The sequence below is a fragment of the Pedobacter cryophilus genome (assembly GCF_005116455.1).
Taxonomy (GTDB): Bacteria; Bacteroidota; Bacteroidia; order Sphingobacteriales; family Sphingobacteriaceae; genus Pseudopedobacter; species Pseudopedobacter cryophilum.
Window position 1 is genome coordinate 715,105 of sequence record NZ_SWBP01000002.1, and the last position, 18,935, is coordinate 734,039.

Sequence of the window (18,935 nt, forward strand, 5' to 3'; positions counted from 1 at the left end):
AATGAAAGATTTACAAACGTTAGAGCAGGAGTTAACCAAACCATCTTTGGCTTTAATAGAAGATATAAAAAAGATAGATGGCGATATTATTATGCTAGGAATTGGCGGTAAAATGGGCCCAAGCATGGGTAAATTAGCTGTTGATGCCATTAAAGCAGCCGGAATTTCTAAAAGAGTGATTGGGGTTTCTCGTTTTTCTGATGAAAAATCCAAACTTGCTTTAGAAGCATTAGGAATAGAAACTATTACTTGTGATTTGTTAAACGATGTTGAGTTACAAGCCTTACCAGATGCTAAAAACATCATTTACTTAGCCGGAAATAAGTTTGGCACTACTGGTAAAGAAGGTTTTACTTGGGCTATGAATGCTTATTTGCCAGGCCGAGTGGCTGAGAAATACAAAAACTCAAACATCGTAGCTTTTTCATCGGGCAATGTATTGCCTTTTGTACCCGTAACTTCTGGCGGAGTATCAGAAGAAACTACGCCAGAACCTATTGGCGAGTATGCGCAATCTTGCTTAGGCCGTGAGCGTGTTTTCGAATATTTCGCTCAAAAAAATCAAACGCCAACTTTAATTTATCGCTTAAATTATGCGGTTGATTTTAGATATGGAGTGGTAATGGAGCTAGCTAAATCTGTTTTAAACGGAAAAGAAATTGACTTAAGAACCGAGAATGTGAACGTAATATGGCAAAGCGATGCCAATGAAATTGCCATTCGCTCTTTATTGCATTGCCAAGCTCCAGCAAAAATATTAAACGTAACCGGTCCCGAGATTTTATCTATCAAATGGATTGCAAACCAGTTTGGCAGCATCTTCAATAAAGAACCAAAATTTATTTACGAAGCTACGGGTACAGCCTTGCTCAATAACGCTTCAGAATGTCACCGCATTTTCGGTTACCCAAAAGTAACTATCCGAGAAATTATTGAAATCACGGCCACTTGGCTACAACAAGGCGGCGACGAATTTGGGAAAGCCACACATTTTCAAGAAAGAGGAGGAAAGTTTTAATGAAAAAATTAAGCGCATCTTTAAAAGCACATTTAATGGCAGGTACTGTATTTCCTGCACATCCTTTGGCTTTAAAAGCCGATAGAACAATTGATGAAGCAAAGCAAAGGCAACTGAGCAGGTATTACATGGCTAGTGGTGCTGGAGGAATTGCGGTTGGCGTTCATTCTACTCAGTTTGAAATTCGTGATCCAAAAATCAACCTATTAGAAACCGTTTTAAAATTAGCTGCTGAAGAAGTTGAAAAAGCAGGATTAAATCGTCCGTTTATAAAAATAGCGGGTATTTGTGGTCCTACTGCACAGGCAAAAGCCGAGGCAGAATTGGCTTTAAAATATGGTTATGACATGGGTTTGTTAAGCATGGGCGGCCTACAAAACTGGACCGAAGAACAAATTTTAGATAGGGTACGTGAAGTTGCTGCCATTATTCCTGTTTTTGGTTTTTATCTACAACCATCAGTTGGTGGACGAATTTTTAGCTACGATTTTTGGTTGCAATTTGCCGAAATAGAAAACGTAGAAGCCATTAAATGCGCTTCATTTAACAGGTACCAAACTTTAGATGTGATGAGGGCCGTTGCGCATAGCAGCCGTAACAAGCAAATTGCCATGTACACCGGTAATGATGACAATATTATAGCCGATTTATTATCTACTTATCGATTCAACATTAACGGAAAAATAGTTAAAAAGCAATTTATTGGTGGACTCTTAGGGCACTGGGCCGTTTGGACAAATAAAGCAGTAGCGCTTTTAGCCGAGGTGAAAGACTATAAAGCAAATCCAGATCAGGCTGCTGCCGATGCTTTATTAACCAAAGGAATTGAGATTACAGATGTAAACGCAGCCATGTTTGATCCCGCCAATCATTTCCATGGATGTATCCCCGGTATTCACGAAATTTTAAGACGTCAAGGTTTACTCAGCGGCATTTGGTGTTTAAATCCTGATGAGCAATTATCTGCTGGACAGGCAGAAGAAATAACCAGGGTTTACGATGCTTATCCTCATTTAAATGATGATGATTTTGTAAGTCAATTTTTAAGTCAAGACCAAATTAATTAACATAAACATGAAAAGAATAGGCTTAATCATCTTCTTAATTCTTACTTCGCTTTTTAGTTTAAAAGCTCAAGAAACAATTGGAAAGTTTACCAATCTTGGTCCGCAATTAACAGCTTCTATGATACAGGGAAGCGTTTTTTTGACTGATAAAAGTGGAAACGAATTGGTTTATACAGTGGTAAGAGGAGAGCCTGCTCATCTTTTAGGTTTCGATATTAAAACAAAGAAATTAGTACTTGATAAAGAGTTACCTAAAGCTGACGGCGTTTGGGATATGGCGCAATCTACTGATGGTACATTATACATTCCCGGCGCAAACGGAAGTCTTTTTAAACATATTCCGGGTACACAAGAGGTGGAAGATTTAGGAATTGTTTTAGCAGGAGAAACCTATTTATGGAATTTAACAGCAGGTAATGATGGAGAGGTTTTTGGCGCTACTTACCCAGGTTGTAGGGTCTTTAGGTATCATCCAAATGATGGTTTTTCTGATGTAGGCAAAGGTCCGTTGGTAGCCACCGAAAATTATGTGCGAAGTTTAGCATTTCATAAAGCAACTGGCTTTTTGTACGCAGGAGTGGGTTCTCATGCTCATTTAATTAAATTGAATCCTAAAACAGGAGAAAAAACGGAAATCCTTCCTGAAAAATACCAAGACAGAGAGTTTGTTTATGGTTTAGAAATAGTTGAAGGTAAAAACGGCAACGATAGGTTATTAGCTTTATTAACTACCGGAAATATCACTTTGGTTTATAACCTAAAAACTCAAAAAGTTGAACAAGAAATAGAAGATATGGATATGAAATCTGTAATTTCTAAATCAAAAAAGCAGGAGGTTTATTATACTTCTAAAGGAAGCTTAAAACGTTTTAAAGCGGCAAAATCAGAGAAATTAAGTCAAGAATTAGCTGCAAATGTGGGTAGCGCCAATGCTTTTTATTGGGCTAAGGATAAAAATTTATACTTTTTAACATCAGCTACAAATCTGGTTCAATACAACTTAAAAACTAAGGAAACTAAAAGTACTTTACTACAAATTCCGGCTCAGCCAATTCCTATAAATGCCATAATGGTTGGGCCTGATGGTAAAATTTGGACAGGTGGTTACTTAGCAGGCGGACACGCAACTTATGATCCTAAAACTCAAAAAAACACCAAGCTTTTAGGTTTAGACCAAACCGAAGGGATGACTGTTTTAGGGAATAACATTTACTTCGGGATTTACCCAAAAGGAAGATTCTATAAATATGAAACCACGCAAAGTTGGGATCCAAAAAACAATAGTCCAAAGAAGATAGGAGAGATTGAAGGTCAAAGTAGATCATTTGCTGTGTTAAGTATCCCAAATAAAAAGAGATTATTTTTTGGGATGATTCCCGAGTACGGCAAATTGGGTGGCGCTTTCTTAAGCTATGATGAAACTAAAGATGAGCTGAAATCTTTTGGGACAATTATCCCTCAGCAAGCCATTGCAAGTTTGGTTTATCATCAAAAAACGGTAATAGCGGGTACAACCATTTCTGGCGGTTTGGGGGTTAAACCCGATACTAAAGAAGCTGTTTTATTTGGATGGGATGCTGATAAAAATGAAAAAACTTTTGAGTTGGTTCCGGTAAAAGGAGCGGCTGCAATTACTTCATTAATAGCCGGACCTGATGGTTTACTTTGGGGCATTGCCGATGGAGTTTTATTTGTTTTTGATGCCCAGCAACAAAAAGTAATTTCTACCCATAAATTGTATGATTATCCGCCTTTTGGAAGCCACATTTGGCGAAGTGCTTTCTTGGTTTTGCATCCAAACGGAAATATTTACGGAACCGATAACAATCAATTATTTCAAATAAATCCTAAAACCAGAGCAGTAAGCGTTTTAGCTAAAGATGCTGCCTTATTAGTGATGGATAAGCAGGGTGTTTTATACTTTAAAAGAGGTACGCAATTGTGGTCTTATCAACCTTAATAAATATTTAAGATGAAAAAAGCGATTATATTTCTAATAGTATTATTTTCTCAAATCACTAAGATTTATGCTCAAGATTTAGCGAGTAATCTAAGCATCAGTTGGGAATTAAAGGAGAATAATTATGAAGGTAAATCGCAGTTTTTAGCTTCGTTTATCATCAGTAATAGAGGTGAAAAATCAGTTGATTTACAACAAGCAAAACTTTATTTCTCTTACCCACGAACGGTTGTTTCTGTCGCTACAAATAATGCCAAATTCGAAAATTTAAGTGGTGAATTTTGCCGTATTTCTTTTGGCGATGCTTTTAAAGCATTAGCGCCCAAAGCTAGCATCACCATTACCTATTTAGCAAATGGGAAATCCATGAATTATACCGATGCACCATCGGGTTTGTACCTCGTTTTTAATCAAAATTTAAGCAAAACTTATCCAATTAAAAATTTCAAGGTAAATGCAATTCCTGCTCAAGAAAAAGCAAGTTTAAAGTTATCTCCCGAAAAGGTTTTTGATAAAAATAAAGCAATTGCTGATATTCCATTAACGCAATTGCAACCCATTTTACCTGCTCCAAATGTTTACCAAGCAAAAACAGGTTTCTTTAAATTAAATGGTTTGGTCAGTTTAAATTTTGATGCAGATTTTGAGCAAGAGGCAACCTTTTTTAATCAAGAAATTAACCAGCTTTTAGGTAAATCATTAGCCATAAACAATCAAAATGGCGAAGCACAAATTGTCTTCAAAAAGATAGTAGGTTTAGCAGAAGAAGCCTATCAAATCAAAGTAGAGGCACAGCAAATTATTTTATCGGCTACAAATCCAAAAGGGATATTTTACGCCGTTCAGTCGTTAAAAATGATGTTTCCGGTAAATAGCTGGGCAAAAAAGCAAAATGAAATTGTAATTCCTTGTGCTGATGTTGTTGATGCGCCAAGGTTTGCTTACCGCTCTTTTATGTTAGATGTTGCCAGAAATTTTCAAACCAAACAACAGGTTTTAAAAATTTTAGATTTACTGGCACTCTACAAAATTAACACGCTACATTTTCATTTAAATGATGATGAAGGTTGGCGACTAGAGATTCCGGGTTTACCCGAATTAACCGAGGTAAGTGCTAAAAGAGGTCATACTTTAAATGATAAAGAAAATCTTCATCCATCTTATGGTTCAGGCGGAGAAGTTGATCAATTCCCCGGAAGTGGTTTTTATAGCAAAGCAGACTTTATCGAGATTTTAAAATACGCTAAAGCTCGTCACATCCAAGTCATTCCAGAAATTGAAACCCCTGGACATGCCAGAGCAGCCATAAAAGCAATGGATGCAAGGTTTGAAAAATTTAAAATCGCCGGAAATTTAATAGAAGCGAATCGTTATTTATTAAGAGATACGTTAGATCAATCCATTTATAAATCGGTACAAGGTTACCGAGACAATGTGATGAATATTGCGTTGCCATCAACCTATAATTTTATAGAAAAGGTAATTGATGAGGTAGCAGAAATGTATAAAACTGCAGAGGCTCCCATCAAAACCATTCATTTAGGTGGTGACGAAGTACCAGCCGGTGTTTGGCAAAAATCTCCTGCTATCCAAAGCCTCATGCTCAAAGAAAACATCAAAAATTATGATGATTTATGGTATTACTATCTGGCGAAAGCCAATGAAATTGTAAAAAGTAAAGGTTTTTATCTATCAGGATGGGAAGAAGTGGCTATGCGTAAAACCAAACTAGATGGAAAAGCGATTTATATCGCCAATCCTGATTTTACCACCCAAAATTTTCATGCTTATGTATGGAATAACGTTTGGGGATGGGGACAAGAAGATTTAGCTTATCGTTTAGCAAATGCTGGTTATAAAGTTGTTTTAGCGCCAGTTACTAATTTTTATTTCGATTTAGCTTACCAAAAAGATGCTGATGAACCAGGTTTGTATTGGGGTTCTTTTGTGGATATAGATAAACCTTTTGATTACAATCCTTTAGATCATTACAAAACCGCTAAAGAAGATGTGCAGGGCAACCCTTTAGATACCAATATTTTTAAAGGAAAAGAGCGTTTAATAGATTTTGGAGCTAGCAATATTGTGGGTTTACAAAGTCAAATTTGGTCAGAAAAGATTAGAGGTCCGCAAGAATTGGAGTACATGTTGTTGCCAAAACTATTGGGTTTTGCGCAAAGGGCTTGGTCTAAAACGCCAGAATGGGTATTAACAGAAAATAAAGTAGAGGCTGATACAGCTTATCAAAAAGATTGGAGTTGGTTTGTAAATATCCTTGGAAAAAGAGAATTACCAAGGTTAAGTCATTATGCCGGAGGCTTTAATTATCGTATTCCTACGGCTGGTGCTCAAATTATTGACGGAAAAGTTGTCGCAAATATTCAGTTTCCAGGTTTAAAAATGATGTACACCACAAATGGCGTTGAGCCAAATTTAAAAAGTGAAATTTATACTGCACCAATTGCAGCAAAAGGGATAATCAAATTCAAAGTTTTTAATGCAGAAGGCAGAGCTGGTAGAACGGTAGAAATCATTAATCCTTAAAGTTAAAGATGAACCTAAACCGAAGAAAATTTATAAAAACAGCAAGCATTGCCAGCTTGGGGATTTATTTATCTCCGCTTTTGGCAAACGCAAAACCTGCTTTAGGGAAGCGAATTGGGATTATAGGTTTAGATACCAGCCACAGCTTAGCTTTTACCAAACTTTTATTCGAGTCGGCGGCAAACGAGTTTGATGCTTACAAAGTAGTAGCGGCTTACCCTTACGGAAGTAAAGATTTAGAATTAAGTAAACAACGAATTCCGATTCAAACTGAAGAAATTCAAAAATATAATGTTGAAATAGTAGATAGTATAGCCGCTCTTTTGCAAAAAGTAGATGTGGTTTTGTTAGAGACAAACGATGGCAGATTACATTTAGAACAAGCTTTAGAAGTAATAAAAGCCAAAAAAACTTTATTTATTGATAAACCTATGGCAGCCTCTTTGGCCGATGCTGTTAAAATCTTTAAAGCAGCCGAAGCTTATCAAGTCCCTGTTTTTTCATCATCATCATTAAGATATGTGGAGGCTGTTCGAGCTGTAAAAGCAGGTAAATTCGGAAAAGTGATAGGAGCAGAAACATACAGTCCTGCAACTATTGAAAAAACTCACCCCGATTTATTTTGGTACGGCATACACGGTGTAGAAACTTTGTTTGCGGTAATGGGCGCAAATTGTCAAACTGTTACACGCTTTTATTCTGCTGATACAGATGAAGTAGTGGGTACTTGGGATGATGGGCGAATTGGCACTTTTAGAGGTTTAAGAAAAGGTAAAACTGATTTCGGTGGGACTGCTTTTTGTGAGAAAAGTATTGTAAACTTAGGTCCATACTTAGGCTATCAACCTTTACTTAAAGAAATTATTCAGTTTTTTAAGACAGGAGTTTCTCCGGTTTCGGCTGATGAAACTTTGGCCATTTTAGCCTTTATGGAAGCTGCGGATGAAAGCAAGAGAAAAAACGGTAAAGCCGTTAAAATTGCATCCATCATGAAAAAATCAGGATTATAAATTCAAATATTCAATCAAAAAATCAATCATAAAAATGGCTCGTTTAAATTTATTGGAAGAAACAAGGTTTGAAAAGCTGCCTGTTACCGTTTATCCCAATCAACACATTGCATCAGCTAAAGTAGCTCGCATTATTGCCAACCTTATTTTAGAAAAGCAAAAAGCAGGTTTGCCAGCGGTTTTAGGTTTAGCAACAGGAGCAACACCTGTGGGTGTTTACAAAGAACTTATCCGTTTGCATAAAGAAGAAGCTTTGAGCTTTAAAAATGTTATTACATTCAATTTGGATGAGTATTATCCTATGAAGCCAACCTCGGTACAAAGCTATGTGGCTTTTATGAACGAGAATTTGTTTAATCATATCGATATTGATAAAAATAATATCCATATCCCTGATGGCACTTTAGCTTTAGAAGATATTGCGGCTTTTTGTATGGCTTATGAAACCAAAATTTCTGATTTAGGTGGTTTAGATCTGCAACTTTTAGGGATTGGTAGAACCGGACACATCGGTTTTAACGAACCAGGTTCGGCACCAAACTCAGGTACCCGCTTGGTTACTTTAGATGATTTGACCAGAAGTGATGCTTCCAGAGATTTTGGCGGTAAAGGTAATGTCCCAGTTAAAGCCATTACGATGGGAATTGGAACAATTTTTAAAGCTCGTCAAATCATATTAATGGCTTGGAGCCAGAAAAAAGCATCTATCATCAAAAAAGCGGTAGAAGGAGAAATTTCTGCCGAGGTTCCGTCTACTTATTTGCAATTATCAGATCATGTGGAGTTTGTTTTAGATGAAGATGCAGCTTCTTTTTTAACCAGATTTGATACCCCTTGGTTAGTTAAAGATTGTGTTTGGGATGACAAATTGATTAAAAAAGCGGTGATTTGGTTGGCTAATGAGCTTAAGAAACCAATTTTAAAATTAACCGAAGAAGATTATAACAACAACGGCATGGCTCAATTAGCTGTGGAGCGTGGGCCAGTTTATAACATTAATATTGCCATTTTTAATAAGCTACAAGCTACCATTACTGGTTGGCCCGGAGGTAAACCAAACGAAGACGATAGCCAAAGGCCAGAAAGAGCGGTTCCTGCAAAGAAAAGGTCTTTAATTTTTTCTCCACATCCAGATGATGATGTGATTTCTATGGGCGGCACTTTTATCAGATTGGTTGATCAAGGGCATGAAGTGCATGTGGCGTATCAAACATCAGGAAATACTGCCGTTTGGGATGATGATGTGCTACGTTATGTAGAGTTTTCTATCGATTTTAATAAAAGTTTAGGTAAGGATACCAGCGATTTAGAACGTGTTTATAAGCAAATGACACAGTTTTTGGAAACCAAGCAACCAAACGAAATTGATACCTTAGAAATTAGAAATGTGAAGGGTTACATCCGTAAATCCGAAGCTATTGCAGGTGCAAGGTATGCTGGTTTAAAAGACGAACGCATTCATTTTATGGCATTACCATTTTATGAAAGCGGTAAAACCACTAAAAACTCGGTGAGTGATTTAGACATTAACCAAACCATAGCACTTTTACAAGAAATTAAGCCGCATCAAATTTTTGCAGCTGGTGATTTTGCAGATCCTCATGGAACACACATTGTTTGTTTTAAAATCATTTTAGAAGCTTTAAAACGATTAAAAGAAACCGAAAGTTGGGTACAGGATTGTTGGCTATGGATGTACAGAGGCGCTTGGCATGAGTTTGAATCACATGAAATAGAAATGGCTGTTCCGCTTTCGCCGAATGAGGTAGAGCGAAAACGACAAGCTATTTTTAAGCATCAATCTCAAAAAGACAAACCAGTTTTCCCTGGTGATGATAACCGAGAATTTTGGGTAAGAGCAGCAGAGCGAAACAGAGAAACGGCTAAAAAATACGACCAGCTAGGTTTAGCAGATTATGAAGCCATGGAAGCTTTTGTCAGGTATAAATTCTAATACAGTATCGCTCAATTAAAATCTTGGTGAACAATCATCAAAAAAATTTAAACATTAATCCCTCATCATGACTAATTTTTCATTATCCAACCAAAATTTAGCTTCAAAAAGTGCCAAACCCATTATGATTATTGGTGCTTTATTCTTTGTTTTTGGCTTTGTTACTTGGTTAAACTCGGTTTTAATCCCATACCTAAAAATCGCTTGCGAGCTTAATAACTTCGAGTCTTATTTAGTCGCTTTTTCATTCTACATTTCTTATTTGGTAATGGCCATTCCATCATCATGGATATTGAAAGTTACAGGTTTTAAAAAAGGAATGGCTTTAGGTTTGGTGATTATGGCGGTGGGCGCATTGTTGTTTATTCCGGCTGCACTAAGCAGAACTTACGAACTTTTTTTATTGGGTTTATTTATCCAAGGAACAGGATTAGCAGTTTTACAAACAGCATCAAACCCATACATTACCATTTTAGGTCCGGCAGAAAGTGCTGCAAAAAGAATAAGTATTATGGGTATTTGCAATAAAGTGGCGGGTGCAATTGCGCCCATTGCTTTGGGCGCAGTTACTTTAAAAGATGCGGATGCTTTAACCGAAAGATTGAAGCTAATGGACAATTTTCAAAAAGCAGAAGCTTTGGATCAGTTGGCTTCTAGAGTAATTACCCCATACATCTTAATCATTTTGGTGTTGATGATTTTAGCAGTTCTTATTTATTTATCGGCTTTGCCAGAAGTGGATACTGATAAAGAAGATGAAACCGTAGCGGCATCTAACAGTAATAAAACCAGTGTTTTTCAGTTTCCTCATTTGCTTTTAGGTGTAGTTACCATGTTTTTATATGTAGGAGCAGAGGTTATTGCAGGCGATACCATTATCAGTTATGGCGCATCGCAAGGAATTGCACTCTCTACTGCAAAATTTTTCACCTCATTTACATTAGTCGCCATGATTACTGGTTACATCATCGGTATTGTGGCTATCCCAAAATATTTCTCGCAAGATAATGCGCTTAAATTCTCGGCAGTTTTGGGCGTAATTTTAGTGTTGATAGCGGTATTTACCACAGGTTATACATCAGTTGCTTGTATTGCTTTGTTAGGTTTAGCAAATTCTTTAATGTGGCCTTCTATTTTTCCGTTAGCTATTGCTGGCTTGGGTAGGTTTACTAAAATTGGTTCGTCTTTATTAATTATGGGCATTGCCGGAGGGGCAGTTTTACCACTTTTTTACGGATACTTAGCCGATTTTTATTCCCCATCAAAAGCTTACTGGTTATTATTACCTTGCTATTTATTTATAGGTTATTATGCCATTTACGGCAGTAAAATAAGAACAAATAAGTAATCAATTATTTTAGATTTTGATTAAACAGTTTAACACATATTCATGCAAACAGAATTAGAAAATCCATCAAACCATAGTTTAGATCATGCAAAAAAGACCAAGCTTTTGAACGCCGCAGTTATTGTAGCTTCCTTAGGTTATTTTGTGGATGTGTATGATTTATTATTGTTCAGCATTGTGCGAGTGCCGAGCCTACAATCTTTAGGTTTTATTGGGCAAGAACTTACCGATAATGGCATATTTCTATTAAATATCCAAATGATAGGCTTATTAGTTGGAGGTGTTTTTTGGGGTGTTTTAGGCGATAAAAAAGGAAGATTATCCGTTTTATTTGGGTCAATTTTTATTTATTCTGTTGCTAATATTGCCAACGGATTTGCTAATTCTATAGAAAGTTATGCCATTTGGCGATTTATTGCAGGCTTTGGTTTAGCTGGCGAATTGGGTGCAGGTATTACTTTGGTTGCCGAGTTAATGCCTAAAGAAAAAAGAGGCTACGCCACTACCATTGTTGCTTCTGTAGGAGTGAGTGGGGCAGTAGCAGCCTATTTTATTGCTCAATATTTTGATTGGCGAACTTCTTATTTTATTGGAGGTGGTTTAGGAATTGGACTTTTATTTTTAAGAGTTGGCGTTTCCGAATCAGGGATGTTTGCTAAAGCGAAGGTGGCAGAAGTAGCCAAAGGCAATTTTTTCTCCTTATTTACTAGTAAAAAGAAGTTTTATAAATATTTACAGTGTATAGTTATTGGTATTCCTTTATGGTTTGTGGTAGGTATTTTAATTACGCTTTCGCCCGAGTTTGGTAAAGTTTTAGGGGTAAAAGGCGAAGTTAGCGCTGGTGCTGCAGTAGCTTTTTGTTACGGAGGCTTAGTTTTGGGCGATGTTGCCAGTGGCTTTTTAAGTCAGCTTTTAAAAAGCAGAATAAAAGTAGTTTACACTTATTTATTCCTTTCTTTGATCGCCATTAGTACTTATTTTTTAGCTGCGGATATTAGTTTGTCTTTATTCTATGTCATCTGTTTATTTTTAGGTTTTTCGGTAGGTTATTGGGTAATTTTTATGACTATTGCAACAGAACAATTTGGCACTAACATTAGGGCAACGGTAACAACAACAGTACCCAATTTTGTTAGGGGCGCAGTAGTTCCGCTTTCTTTATTGTTTCAATATTTTAAAACTTTATTTGATGGCTCATTTATATCGGCAGGTATTGCGGTGGCTGTAATTAGTTTAAGTTTGGCATTTTGGGCGCTAAGTAAAATGGAAGATACTTTTTACAAAGACCTTAACTACACAGAAGAATAATTTTTTATTGATTTAAATCCGCTATGAAAAAGCAGCAGCTTTCTGTTTTCGATATTTTAAAAATTGGCGTTGGTCCGTCAAGCTCACATACCTTGGGGCCATGGCGGGCAGCTCAAAGTTTTATAGCACACTTAAAAATAGTACATGATTTATCGTCCCTAGCCGATTTAAAAGTCTTTTTATACGGTTCTTTAGCTAAAACAGGGCATGGCCATGGTACAGATATTGCCTTATTATTAGGTTTATCAGGGCAAGATCCTGTAGAAATGCCCATTAAAGAAATTCCATTGATTATTGATGAGATTAAAGGGCAGCAAATTTTAAATGTAGACGGAAAGTTTAAGTTGTCTTTTAATCCTGCAAAAGCAATTGTTTTTAATAAGCAAGAAGCTTTACCTTACCATCCAAACGGGTTAACTTTTTGTGCTGTTTTACATAATGGCTCCATCTTTCAAGAAACGTATTTCTCTGTTGGAGGAGGTTTTATCCAAATAGAAGGAGAACAAAAATCTGCTAGTAAATCAATTAAATTAACCTATAAAATTGATACCGCCGAACAGCTTTTGGCAGCCTGTAATAAAAAAGAAAAAAGCATTAGCGACATTATTTTAGAAAATGAAAAATGTTGGAATGATAGCGAAATTGTAAAGCAAAAGATGCTTAATATTTGGCGAGTGATGAGGGATTGTATAGAAAGTGGTTGCCAAACAGATGGTATTTTACCCGGCGGATTAAATGTAAAAAGAAGAGCTGCTGAACTGAATAAAAAGTTGTTAGCAGATAAGAAATATCAAAATCAAGACGAGTGGCTTACCGCCATCCGTGAAAACGGAAACGGTTTTAACTACACCTTAAATTGGGTAAGTTGTTTTGCTTTAGCTGTAAATGAAGAGAATGCTGCTTTTGGTCGAGTGGTTACCGCACCTACAAATGGTTCGGCAGGGGTAATTCCGGCAGTCTTAATGTATTATATTTTATTTTGCGCTGGGCAAAATGAAGATAAAATCATTCGGTTTTTAATGAATGCAGCGCAAATAGGCATCATTTTTAAAAACGGAGCCACGCTTTCTGCCGCAATGGGTGGTTGCCAGGCAGAAATTGGTGTGAGTGCGGCTATGGCAGCATCGGGTTTAACCGAAGTTTTAGGAGGCTCACCAGCGCAATGTTTAATGGCGGCAGAAATTGCAATGGAACATCATTTAGGTTTAACTTGTGATCCCATTGGTGGTTTAGTGCAAATTCCTTGCATAGAAAGAAATACCATGGGTGCAATAAAAGCCATCACAGCGGCTCAATTAGCACTTAACAGCGAACCAAAACAAGCAAAGGTTTCTTTAGATGCAGTAGTAAAAACCATGTGGGAAACAGCTTTAGATATGAATGCGAAATACAAAGAAACATCAGAAGGTGGCTTAGCTGTTAATATCCCAATTAGTTTGAGCGATTGTTAGCATCCATTTTTAAGTTCCTTTTTAAAAAGAAAGTCCTCCATCAAATTAATTAATGGAGGACTAAAATCAAAATTTTAAGCTTTTATTTCTTCATTTTATTAATCCAAATTAACGTACCAGTAACGGGTAAACTGGTTGCAATTAAGCAGGATATAAAATAAATAATTTTAGAAAACATGCCGTAAACATCACCTAAGTGTAACGCTTTTACAGAGCCTGAAAGTCGTTCATTAAATGGTTTATCTTTAAAAACTTCCTTTTTTAATACGCTGGCGCTATACTGGTCTAGTGTCAATTTATCGGCTGCAGCCGGCGCAAAAAAGCCAATTTTATTTTTAGTGATATTTACCGTAGCAACAGAATCTGCGGGGAGTGTAACCGTATAATCTCCACTATAAGCTAATTCTTTATCAGCAGCAGCTAGGTAATCATTAATATTTAGTTGAGCAAAATTTCCCTTTAAACTGAAGTTAGAAATAGGCTCTTCTGGTTTTGGTGCATCAACCGCTTGATAAGTTCCTAAGCTTTTTCTCAAACCATCTCTATACCACGAGAAGGAGAAAAACGGACCGGTTAAACCCATTACTAATAAAATGATACAAGTGTAGAAACCCAAGCTGTTGTGTAAATCGTGGTTAATACGTTTCCAATTAGAGCTCCATTTAACTTTTAAGCCGTTTTTCCAGCTTTTTACTTTTCTGGGAATCCAAATGATGATTCCTGTAATCACCCCAAAAGTAAATAGGATAGTGGCAATCCCGGTGATGTAGCTACCTAGTTTTCTGTTTTCTAATTCGCCAAAAATAGGTTCTTCAATTTTATCTAATAATAACCATCTGTGTAAACTAAATAGGGTTTTCATAAACTCGGTAGAAAATGTTTTGGCGCTTTGTAAATCGCCTAAAACCTCTCCGGTATAAGGGTTTACCATATAAGCTGTTCCTCGGTTACCACCTTGTGGACCTTCTTTTTCGCCTTTTTTCTCTTTTCCTTTTTCTGGGCCACCTTCACCTCTTTTTTCTCTTCCCTCTGGTTTTTTTTCACCTCGTTTTTCATCAGAACGTTTTTCTACGCCTTTTTCAGGGGCAGCTTCTTCGGGCTTTTTAATGGTGATGGTGTAAGTTCTATCAGCTTGTGATGGTATTTTTACCGAAACTACTTTACCGCCAACCTCGGCAGCAACTTTTTTCATCAAAGTTTCTATGGGTAACTTTTTAGCGCCATCGGCAACCTCCACTTTATACAAATGTGGCGTAGCCATTTCTTTTACTTCCGTATTAAAAACGTAGATGGTGCCGCTTAGGCAAACCATAAAAATGATAATGCCGCTGATAAGGCCAAGCCATAAGTGAACATCGTTAAAAAACTTTCGGGCTTTTGGCCAAGCACTTTTTTCTTTTGTCATTTTGTATAAAGGTTGTAAAATTAACAAACAGGTGATGTTATCCAACACCTGTTTGTTTGTTTGTTCTAAATATTAAATATAATGTTAGTAAGTACCAATGTATTGCCCACCAACTTCGTTAGCTAATTTTGCACCTACTGTCATTTGTCCGGTGATGCGGTTAAATATATAAATATTTCCATCTCCACCAATTGGGGCAACTGCAATAAAAACCTCATCGCCTTCTACGGTAATATTCTGTATTTGACCGAAATCTAAAGTCGCTTCATTTGGGATAGTGTATTTAGTTGCAGTTTTATCGTTTAAGTTGATCTTAGCAATATAACCACCTTGTCCGCCAACATTATAAATCACAAAACCAATCCCATTTCCAACATATTTCCAAGTTTCAATGTAAGAATTAGTTACTCCTAATGCCGCATCAAGGCTAAATACATAGCTGTTATCGTAATTGTTTGTAGTAGAACTTATTCTAAGAATTTTTGAACCTCCTGTACCCGCTAACTCACCAGAAGTTGCTTGGTAAACATTTCCATCTGTACCAATATATTGCATGGTGCTACGGTAGCCATTGGTATTACCTCTGGTTTGGTTAGAAGTAATTATTTGTGAGTTTAAAAGGCTTGGATAATCTAATACTAAAGTTTTTGCCCAGCTTTTAATGCTATTATCAGTAGCAAATACTGGTAAACCATCGGCACTAATGGTGAAAGATGTAGTATTATGCTTGCTGATGGCAGCACCAATAAAAACTTTGTTCCCAGCCTTATTAATTACCGGAACATCTATACGGCTTACATAATATCCCGCTGCTATTTCTTGTGGAGAAAGCGCTAAATCAAAAGAAGTTGTTTTGGTAATTCTTGGGTCGTTCAAATCTAAAGTAATGGCATCTGTTTTTGCTGTTCTTTGTTTGAAAACAAAATTTGGGTTTGTTCCCTCAAATTCAACAGCGTTTGCGGCTGCTCTAACTGCCACTCCAACACCTTCTGCTGCTTTTAGCCAACGTGGCGAAGTACTTACATAAGTTGCTGTTTCAACCTCTGGTCCTTCAGCTCTAAAATCTTTACCTCCGTAAACTCTGTATTTGTTAAAAATACCGCCATCATCGCCAGTATATTGAATGTTGTATAGGTAATTTCCATCAGCGGAAGCTTGAAGACGAGCTGTACGAGAAGATTTTACTGCTAAACCATTTTTAAATGCATCAATAGTTACGTTAGGGTTTTTAGCATCTGCAACAGAAACACTGTAAATCATAGTTCCTGCATTTCCATCACCTACGGTGATATTACTTGGGTCGTCTATAGCTGCGGATAAAGTGATCCAACGGGTATCATTTTCTGATGGATTGGTTTCATTATCGTCTTTTTTGCAACTGCTTAAAACTACAGCGGTTGATATTGCGCTAAATAAAGCGATTTTTAATACATTCATTTTCATCTTCTTACTAATTAAAATTTGTTGATTATATAATTTAACTTAAGGTAAATAGCTCTTCCGGGTTTTTGAACACCAAAATTGTCGTAGATCTCTGCGTTCAAAATATTCTTTATATCTAGGCTTGCAATAATTTTACGATTTGGAAAAGAATAACTGGTGCCTATATTCTGAGCGTATTGAGTGGGTGTGATAAAGTTTTCTGACTCTGGCCAAACTGTTTTAAATGAGCCAACATATCCGAAAGTGTAAAAAAGATTTAACTCAGATTTTTTCTGTAAAACATTATCTATGCGGTAATGCACATTGGCATTCATGGTAAAAAAAGGTTCGTTTGGTAATTGCGTATTGTAATATTTAGAGCCTTTTTGCTTTAACAGCGAATTAAATTTTGAGAAATTAAACATCATGGTGAGCTTTTTATTGTAGATATAAGAAAGCTCTCCTTCTACACCAATTGATTGTGCCGAACTGATGTTGATAAATTGGGTTTCTTCTATTTCTTGATTATTCAGCAACTCATTAGCCTGTGGCATAATTCTATTTTTAATGTTACGGCCAAATACATTGCTGTAAAAAGATATTTTGTGCTTGTCAAAATCAAAAGTGCCTAAACGGAAACCTATATTGTAGTTATCGCTCATTTCTGGTTTTAAAGAACGATTAGAAATCACGTTCCTCTCTGGGCTGCCAAATATCTCATCATCATCCGGCATTCTTACTGCTTTTTCTGCCGAAGTAATGAGGTTAACTTTAGGAGATATTTTGTAAGACACAGCCAAACCATAACCGTTCTCTATCCTGTTATCTTTTAAAACTTCTTGTGTAAGTACACCAGCGTTTACTTTATAGCTGGTAGACCCAACAGATTGTTGGTAAATTTTAGTGAATAAATTGGTGGTTAGTTTATTCTCAAATGTTTCGGCTTCGTAATTAAATGATATTACGTTTTTAGAAAAATCAGCAAAACTTCTTATGCCATTAGCTGTAATCGGGTTCAACAAATTCTTATCCTGTCTATCAACCCCATAAAAAACTTCGTTTATTGAAACTTTATGTCCAGTAGCAATATCGTAGCTTAGATTAGACCTAATATTTGTAATTTTTCTAGTAATATCATCAATCATAGGAGCACCTTGTTGCGCACCTTCTAATGTGCGGATAGGATTTCCGTTAAGGTCTGTTCTGATATTTCCATCCCAATTATAAGCCCAAGGCACCGTATCTTGTACCAAAGTACTTCTTAAACTATGCGCTGCGTTTAGGTTAAAATCAAGTCCTTTAATTAGTAGATCCCTTTTTTTATAGTTGAGCCCTAAAACATGAGCTTGAGTTTTAGAAGTACGCCCCATGTAAGGTGTACCCATAGTTTGCCCGTGTTGTATTTCCTTATATGCATCAGAAAAATTGTAGCCCAATAAAAATACATCTGCCCATTTTACATTGCTGTAGCCAGCCTCTGCTCTAATACCCGTAGTTTCATAGGCATCAAAAAAGCGCTTGGTTCTAAAGTTTCTGGTCACTCTGCCATCCGGAGCTATAAATTTTGAAAACCTGCCCCATTGTTCGTAATTATTATCGGTTGAAGTATAAAAACCAGAAAGCCTAGTGGTAAAGCCATTTTTAGCATTGCGATAATTTGCGCTTAAATCTGTTTGTAAGGTGTTAAAAGAACCATAAGAAACAGAGGTGCTGATGTTGTTAGCGGCTGTACCTTCTTTTAAAACGATGTTGATAGCGCCGCCTAATAAATCGCCAGATAAATGAGCTGGCAAAACGCCTTTGTAAACCTCAATACGCTCTATTAAAGCTGGTGGAATGTTATTTAAATTGAAGGAAGAACCATAAGTAGAAATCTCTAAACCATCAATAAAAATTCCAACTGCTCGGCCTGTCATTCCGTTTAAATTGTACTCTACTTGAGAACCTAAACCTCCACTCTGTCTCACTCTTACACCAACCGTTCTGTCTAGTAACTCGTTAGTTTGAATGTTTCTGCTGGCTGCTTCTTTAGTATTCACTACATTAACTGCAAAGCCCGAGGTTTCAATTTTCCTTTTCTCTGTCATGCCTACCACATGTACCTCTTTTAAGGATCTATTACCTATTTCGCTTACAGTAATATCAATATTGTTTTCAAAAGCATCAACATTGATCTCTATAGTTTTAAGTTCTATTTCTAGAGAATTTATCTCTAAAATGTACTTTCCGTAAGGTATTTTTGTAAATTGATAGAATCCTTTTTCATTGGTCATTCCATACTTATTTAAACTTTTAATAAATACTGTGGCACCTATTACTGGTTCTTTAGACGAGGTAATAATTTTACCAAATATTTTTCCCGTTTGTTCTTGTGCAAAAAGACAACCAGTAGATATAAGGATGATAAAAAGTAAACGATATTTCATTTTTTTTGTAAAAGCAGTAATT

The 18,935-nt window shown here is 36.5% G+C and carries 12 protein-coding genes; 9 read left to right on the forward strand and 3 right to left on the reverse strand.

The features are described from left to right. Window position 1: 1 nt before the first annotated feature. The 9 genes from FA046_RS08305 (at window position 2) to FA046_RS08345 (ending at window position 13,660) form a co-directional block, all read left to right on the forward strand. A complete protein-coding gene (locus FA046_RS08305) occupies window positions 2-1,018 on the forward strand; it encodes an NAD-dependent epimerase/dehydratase family protein (RefSeq protein WP_136825913.1) in 1,017 nt (338 codons plus the stop codon). Next, on the forward strand, window positions 1,018-2,085 hold the full coding sequence (locus FA046_RS08310) for a dihydrodipicolinate synthase family protein (RefSeq protein ID WP_136825914.1): 1,068 nt from the start codon (window positions 1,018-1,020) through the stop codon (window positions 2,083-2,085). The genes FA046_RS08305 and FA046_RS08310 overlap by 1 nt, the downstream gene beginning before the upstream one ends. Before the next feature lie 7 nt (window positions 2,086-2,092). Continuing rightward, entirely contained in the window at window positions 2,093-4,045 is a 1,953-nt protein-coding gene (locus FA046_RS08315; protein ID WP_136825915.1) for a ligand-binding sensor domain-containing protein, read from the forward strand. Window positions 4,046-4,057: 12 nt separating this feature from the next. After that, the gene (locus FA046_RS08320) at window positions 4,058-6,589 is read left to right on the forward strand and encodes a family 20 glycosylhydrolase (protein ID WP_136825916.1); all 2,532 of its coding nucleotides are present in this window, start codon (window positions 4,058-4,060) and stop codon (window positions 6,587-6,589) included. 8 nt (window positions 6,590-6,597) lie between these two features. Further along, the gene (locus FA046_RS08325; RefSeq protein WP_136825917.1) at window positions 6,598-7,599 is read left to right on the forward strand and encodes a Gfo/Idh/MocA family protein; all 1,002 of its coding nucleotides are present in this window, start codon (window positions 6,598-6,600) and stop codon (window positions 7,597-7,599) included. A gap of 34 nt (window positions 7,600-7,633) precedes the next feature. Then, on the forward strand, window positions 7,634-9,553 hold the full coding sequence (gene nagB / locus FA046_RS08330) for a glucosamine-6-phosphate deaminase (protein WP_136825918.1): 1,920 nt from the start codon (window positions 7,634-7,636) through the stop codon (window positions 9,551-9,553). 67 nt (window positions 9,554-9,620) lie between these two features. Next, window positions 9,621-10,901, forward strand: coding sequence for a sugar MFS transporter (locus FA046_RS08335; protein WP_136825919.1), 1,281 nt, complete (start codon window positions 9,621-9,623; stop codon window positions 10,899-10,901). Between the two features lie 42 nt (window positions 10,902-10,943). Then, the gene (locus FA046_RS08340; RefSeq protein WP_136825920.1) at window positions 10,944-12,209 is read left to right on the forward strand and encodes an MFS transporter; all 1,266 of its coding nucleotides are present in this window, start codon (window positions 10,944-10,946) and stop codon (window positions 12,207-12,209) included. A gap of 23 nt (window positions 12,210-12,232) precedes the next feature. Continuing rightward, complete coding sequence (locus FA046_RS08345; protein WP_136825921.1) at window positions 12,233-13,660, forward strand: L-serine ammonia-lyase; 1,428 nt, start codon at window positions 12,233-12,235, stop codon at window positions 13,658-13,660. Window positions 13,661-13,742: 82 nt separating this feature from the next. Here FA046_RS08345 and FA046_RS08350 read toward each other — a convergent pair whose 3' ends face one another. From FA046_RS08350 to FA046_RS08360, 3 genes are all read right to left on the reverse strand, one after another. After that, complete coding sequence (locus FA046_RS08350) at window positions 13,743-15,065, reverse strand: PepSY-associated TM helix domain-containing protein (protein WP_136825922.1); 1,323 nt, start codon at window positions 15,063-15,065, stop codon at window positions 13,743-13,745. An 84-nt stretch (window positions 15,066-15,149) separates the two neighbouring features. Further along, a complete protein-coding gene (locus FA046_RS08355) occupies window positions 15,150-16,502 on the reverse strand; it encodes a hypothetical protein (protein ID WP_169303330.1) in 1,353 nt (450 codons plus the stop codon). A 17-nt stretch (window positions 16,503-16,519) separates the two neighbouring features. After that, complete coding sequence (locus FA046_RS08360; RefSeq protein WP_136825924.1) at window positions 16,520-18,913, reverse strand: TonB-dependent receptor; 2,394 nt, start codon at window positions 18,911-18,913, stop codon at window positions 16,520-16,522. Window positions 18,914-18,935 lie beyond the last annotated feature (22 nt).